This is a genomic window from Microbacterium sp. (assembly GCF_036566905.1).
Taxonomy (GTDB): domain Bacteria; phylum Actinomycetota; class Actinomycetes; order Actinomycetales; family Microbacteriaceae; genus Microbacterium.
On the sequence record NZ_DATCVK010000250.1, the window covers coordinates 1 to 5,388 of the forward strand.

Sequence of the window (5,388 nt, forward strand, 5' to 3'; positions counted from 1 at the left end):
CCTCGCGCGGCGCGGCGCGCCCGCCGCCGGTGCCTCGCGCGGCGCTCGCCGCGAGTGTCCGCGTGCCTGCTGCTCGCCTGTCGCATTCTGTGCCCGGCGCTCCCGATGTGTGACAGCGGAGCAGCTCGGGGCGGGGACCGCGCGATGCGGATCACGATCGTGCAACAAGAACATACCGCCCGGTCGGTTTCTGCGCTACAGTGGGCGCATCCGACACGAAGAGGTGCCGATGAACGTACGATCCACTGCCGACGACCGCGCTCCCGCGCGGCTCGAGGTGAGCGACCTCAGCGTCGCGTTCGGCGGGCTGACCGCCCTCGACGGCGTCTCGTTCGATGTCCGTCCCGGCGGAGTGGTCGCACTCATCGGGCCCAACGGCGCCGGCAAGACCACCGTCTTCAACGCAGTCTGCGGGCTCGTCCGCCGTCGCGGCGAGGTGCGCATCGACGGCGCCGCCGCACCGCGGCGCACTGCCGCACTGACCGCGCGCGGCGTCTCGCGCACCCTGCAGGGGCTGGGTCTGTTCGCCGGACTCACCGCGCGCGAGAACGTCCTGCTGCCCGTGGCCGGCCGACGTGACGCCGACGAGCTCGTCGCCGCGCAGCTGGGCGCGCTCGACCTCGACGACCTCGCCGATCGCCCGGTGACCACGCTGTCGTATCCCGACCGCAAGCGGATGGCGCTCGCCCGCGCCCTCGTCACCTCCCCTCGCCTGCTGCTGCTCGACGAACCGGCGGGCGGTCTGGGCGCCGACGACATCGCGGCCCTCGGCGATGTCATCGCGCGCGTCGCCGAGACCGGCTGCGCGGTGCTGCTGGTCGAGCATCACGTCGACTTCGTCATGGGTCTCGCCGACCGCATCGTCGTGCTGGACTTCGGTCGCGTCATCGCCCGCGGCACGCCCGACGAGGTGCGCATGGATCCCCGGGTCGAAGAGGCGTACCTCGGCGTGAAGGCACGAGCATGACTCGGGTCAGCGCGCAGCCGCAGGCGGTCGCCCACCGCGGCGCGCTCGAGATCCGCGACCTCACCGTGGGATACGGCGGAGCCCCCGTGCTCCACGGCGTCGGTTTCGCGCTCGCTCCGGGCGAGATCGTGGCGCTCCTGGGCGCGAACGGCGCGGGCAAGACCACGCTCCTGCGCACCCTCGCGGGGCTGGTGCCAGCGGCATCCGGCACCCTCGTCCTCGACGGCGACGACCTCGCGAGGTTCCGCACCGAGGATCGCGCCCGGCGCGGACTCGCCCTCGTGCCCGACGGGCAGAGCGTGGTCGCCGAGCTCACGGTCGACGAGAATCTGCGACTCGGTGCGCTCTGGCGGCACCGTGGGGCAGCGCGGGAGCGCGCCATCGACGAGATCTACGAGCTGTTCGAGCCGCTCGCCCGTCGCCGCACGAGCGCCGGGCACCAGCTGTCCGGCGGAGAGCGGCAGATGCTCGCCGTCGGACGCGCGTTGATCGCCGATCCCGTGCTCCTCGCGCTCGACGAGCCGTCACTGGGGCTCGCGCCCCTCGTCGTCGCGCAGCTGATGGGGACGCTGCGGGATGCCGCCGCCAGCCGTGGGCTGACCGTGCTGCTCGCCGAGCAGAACGTCACGAGCGCGCTGTCGATCGCCGACCGCGGTGTCGTGCTCGACCTCGGCCGCGTCGTAGCGGACGCGCCCGCTGCGGTCCTCGCCGCCGATGAGACCCTCCGACACGCCTACCTGGGATTCTGATGGACCGACTGCTCTTCCTCCTGGCCACCGGGCTCGCGCGCGGCGCGATCTTCGCCCTGTTCGCGCTGTCGCTGGTGCTGATCTGGCGCGCCGCGCGCATCGTGAACTTCGCTCAGGGTGCGATGGCGCTCGTCGCGACGTACGCCGCGTTCGCGGTGACCGGCCTCACCGGCTCGTACTGGGCGGGGCTGGCGGCCGGGCTCATCGCCGGCGCCGCGATCGGCCTGGGCGTGGAACGCGGCCTCATGCGCTTCACCCCGTACAGCAGTCCGCTGTCGGGAGTGATCGTGGCCATCGGGCTGGTGATGGTGCTCCAGTCGCTGCTCGGCATCCTGTTCGGGGCGCAGTACCGCCCGATGCGCGCGCCGTTCGACGACAGCCCGATCACGATCGGCGGCGTGCCCCTGCTGTCGCCCTACGACCTGTTCGTGCTCGTCGTCGCGCTGGCGGTCATGGCGGTGCTCGCGCTGCTGTTCACCCGCACATCGCTCGGGCTCCAGCTGCGCGCCTCGGCGTTCGCCCCCGAGGTGTCGCGCGTGCTCGGGGTGCGGGTGGGCCGCATGGTCACGATCGGCTGGATGCTGTCGGCCGCGGTCGCCGCGCTCGCCGCCATGCTGCTCGTGCCGACCGAATTGGGGCTCAACCCGCACGCCACCGACATGCTGTTCGTCTACGCCTTCGCCGTGGCCGTCGTCGGCGGGCTGGACTCCCCGGCGGGTGCGCTGGTGGGCGGGCTCGTCGTGGGTGTCGCGATGACGCTGGTGACCGGGTACCTCGGTGCGACCGTCGCGCCCATCGGCGTGCTGGTGCTGCTCGTCGGGGTGCTGCTCGTGCGACCCGGTGGCATCTTCTCGCTGCGGGAGGCGAGGAGCGCATGACCCGCCTGCTCCCTTCGCTGCGTGGCGTCCCTCGTATCCTGGTGTTCGGTGGCGTGCTCACGCTGATCGCCATCGGCGGCACGTTCCTGCTCGACCCCTATCGCAACTTCCAGCTCGCCATGGTGGCGGCCTACTTCTGCGCGACCGCGGGGCTCACGCTGCTCATCGGGCAGAGCGGGCAGCTCTCGCTGGGGCAGGCCGCCCTCATGGCCGCAGGCGGCTACGGCTACGCGCTCACGGCGAATGCGATGACGGATGCCGGCATCACCGGCATCCCGCGATTCCTGATGGGCATGCTGGTCGCGGTCGTCGTATCGGCCGCACTCGGCTGGCTGCTGGGACTTGCCGCCGCGCGGCTGCGCGGACCGTACCTCGCCGGCGTGACGCTCACGCTCGTGATCGCGGTGCCCGCCGTCGCGGCGGTGTTCTCGGGCGTGCTGCGGGGTGACCAGGGCGTGCAGATCGCCTACGACGGCGTGCCGCCCGTGCTCGAGCGGCTCATCGCCGTCGAGCAGTGGCAGGCGTGGGTCGCGATCCTCGTCGCGGGCGTCGTCGTCACCGCGCTCGCCGCCCTCACCGGCGGACGCCTCGGACTGCGCATGCGGGCGGTGCGCGACGACGAGACCGCCGCGCGCCTCAACGGCGTGCGCTCCGGCAGGGTGAAGGTGACCGCGTTCACGGTCAGCTCCGTCGCGGCCGGGGCGGGCGGTGCGGTGCTCTGCTTCGTGACGCAGTCGGTGAGCCCCGGCGCGTACACGCTCTCGTTCTCGCTGCTGCTCGTCGTGGCGGTCGTGCTCGGCGGACTCGGCAGCATCGGCGGCGCGGCGATCGGCTCCGCGCTCATCGTGCTGCTGCCGTGGCTGCTCGGGACCGCGACGGCCGCCCTCCCGCTGCCGGCCGAGGTCGCGCAGCGGCTGTCGGGCAACCTCTCGATCCTCGTGTTCGGCGTGCTCCTCATCGTGGTCATGCTCGCGTGGCCCGGCGGGCTCGCCGGCCTCCGGCGGCGACGTCGCACGGCGCGGCCTCCCGCCGTGCGCTCCCGCGAGGCCGTCGTCGCCGCAGGGTCGACCGAGTCGAACCCCCCGCCGCCCGCACGCGAGCCGTCTGCGGCTGCGGTCGCCGGGGCGCGGCATCCGTGATCGTCCTCTCGTCCCGCACCACCCCACAGAAAGAGGTGACCATGTCACAGCACTCCCTCACACGCTGCGTCGCGGCGCTGGTCGGCGCATCGGCCGTCGCCGTCGCACTCGCCGGCTGCAGCACGCCAGCCGCCCCTGGCGGGGCCGACGAGGCCGTCCCCGGCGTCAGCGACGACACCGTGACGATCGGCACGCACACGCCGCTGACCGGGCCGGCCGCCGCGGGCTACTCGTCGATCTCGGCGGCCGCGACGGCGTACTTCGCCTATCTGAACGAGAACGGCGGCGTCCACGGCCGCGACATCGAGTACATCGTCAAGGACGACGGCTACAACCCCGCGAACACGCAGACCGTGGTCCGCGAGCTCGTGCAGGAGGACGAGGTGTTCGCGATCGTGAACGGCCTCGGCACGCCGACGCACACCGCCGTCCTCGACTACCTCACCCAGAACGAGGTGCCCGACCTGTTCGTGGCGTCGGGCTCGACGAGCTGGAACCAGCCGGAGAAGTACCCGTACACGTTCGGGTTCAACGCCGACTACGTCGTCGAGGGCGCGGCGCTCGCGCAGTACGCCGCCGACGAGTACCCCGACAAGGTGGTGTGCCTGCTCGGCCAGGACGACGACTTCGGCGACGAGATGATCGAGGGCGCCGAGCTGGCCCTCGGCGCCGACGGGCTCGGCCAGATCGAGCGGTACTCGGTCTCGAACCAGGACGTCGCGGCGCAGATCGGCGCCCTCAAGGCTGCCGGCTGCGAGATCAACATCCTCGCGACCATCAACGGGTTCACTGCACTGGCCGTCGGGACCGCCGCGCAGATGGGCTGGTTCCCGATGTGGTTCTCGTCGTCGTCGGGCGCCGACTACGAGACGCTCGTCGGATACCTCGGCGCCGACGTCGGACCCAAGCTGCTGCAGGGCCTCGTCGGCACCAACTACCTTCCGTCGTCGGGCGGCGACTCGGAGTGGGTCACGCTGTTCCAGCAGATCAACGAGGAGTACAACGACGGCGCGCCGTTCGACGGCAACACCATCTACGGCATGAGCGTCGCCTACCTGTTCGCCGAAGCCCTCGAGGCCGCCGGCGAGAACCCGACGCGGGAGTCGTTGGTCGACGCCGTGGGCTCCGGCGATCTCGCCGGCAACGGCATCCTTCCGCTCTCGTTCGGGGAGGACAGCCACGCGGCCTACCTCGGCGTCGGCATCACCGCCGTCGACCAGGGCGTGCAGGACTACGTCGGAGCGACCTACGTGGTCGACGGCGGCACCGTGACCGCGGTCGACCCGTCGCCCGTCGCGCTCTCGGGCGAGGGCGTCCCCGGCTCCTGATCGCCGGCGCGAACGGCCCGGGCCCCGCGCGGGTCCGGGCCGTTCGACTCGGGTCGGCACTCCGCGATCGCGCCCGGCGCACGTCGGTCGCCGCCGGTAGGGTCGGCAGCGACGGTGCGATCGGGGGAGTGCGATGCAGACGGATGCCGCGCCCGGCCTCGACCTCTACCTCCCGTTGCGCGGCGGGCGCTCGGTGCGCGAGATCGAGACGAGCCTGCGCGCGCTGGTCGCGGACGGCCGGCTCCCCGTCGGAACGCGCCTGCCGGCGTCGCGGCTGCTCGCCGCCGATCTCGGCGTCGCCCGCAACACCGTGGGCGAGGTCTACGC

Annotated in this window: 6 protein-coding genes; all 6 read left to right on the plus strand. The window is 72.6% G+C overall.

From position 1 onward, the window contains the following. Positions 1-229: 229 nt before the first annotated feature. Positions 230-967, plus strand: a complete 738-nt coding sequence (locus VIP82_RS22980) for an ABC transporter ATP-binding protein (RefSeq protein WP_331912954.1) — start codon at positions 230-232, stop codon at positions 965-967. Then, positions 964-1,716 (plus strand): ABC transporter ATP-binding protein, encoded by a 753-nt coding sequence (locus VIP82_RS22985; RefSeq protein ID WP_331912956.1) that lies wholly within the window; start codon positions 964-966, stop codon positions 1,714-1,716. Before VIP82_RS22980 ends, VIP82_RS22985 begins: the two co-directional genes overlap by 4 nt. Then, positions 1,716-2,594 carry a branched-chain amino acid ABC transporter permease gene (locus tag VIP82_RS22990; protein ID WP_331912958.1) on the plus strand — a complete coding sequence of 293 codons (879 nt, stop codon included), beginning with the start codon at positions 1,716-1,718 and terminating at the stop codon, positions 2,592-2,594. The genes VIP82_RS22985 and VIP82_RS22990 overlap by 1 nt, the downstream gene beginning before the upstream one ends. Beyond that, positions 2,591-3,733, plus strand: a complete 1,143-nt coding sequence (locus VIP82_RS22995) for a branched-chain amino acid ABC transporter permease (RefSeq protein WP_331912959.1) — start codon at positions 2,591-2,593, stop codon at positions 3,731-3,733. The genes VIP82_RS22990 and VIP82_RS22995 overlap by 4 nt, the downstream gene beginning before the upstream one ends. Before the next feature lie 41 nt (positions 3,734-3,774). Beyond that, the gene (locus tag VIP82_RS23000) at positions 3,775-5,061 is read left to right on the plus strand and encodes an ABC transporter substrate-binding protein (RefSeq protein WP_331912961.1); all 1,287 of its coding nucleotides are present in this window, start codon (positions 3,775-3,777) and stop codon (positions 5,059-5,061) included. Between the two features lie 133 nt (positions 5,062-5,194). Further along, on the plus strand, positions 5,195-5,388 hold a 194-nt coding region (locus VIP82_RS23005; protein WP_331912963.1), incomplete at its 3' end, for a GntR family transcriptional regulator.

Excerpts from the sequence above, each read along its gene's own strand:
- VIP82_RS22990 (WP_331912958.1), top strand. The coding sequence starts at position 1,716 with ATGGACCGACTGCTCTTCCTCCTGGCCACCGGGCTCGCGCGCGGCGCG.
- VIP82_RS22985 (WP_331912956.1), top strand. The coding sequence starts at position 964 with ATGACTCGGGTCAGCGCGCAGCCGCAGGCGGTCGCCCACCGCGGCGCG.
- VIP82_RS23000 (WP_331912961.1), top strand. The coding sequence starts at position 3,775 with ATGTCACAGCACTCCCTCACACGCTGCGTCGCGGCGCTGGTCGGCGCA.
- VIP82_RS22980 (WP_331912954.1), top strand. The coding sequence starts at position 230 with ATGAACGTACGATCCACTGCCGACGACCGCGCTCCCGCGCGGCTCGAG.
- VIP82_RS22995 (WP_331912959.1), top strand. The coding sequence starts at position 2,591 with ATGACCCGCCTGCTCCCTTCGCTGCGTGGCGTCCCTCGTATCCTGGTG.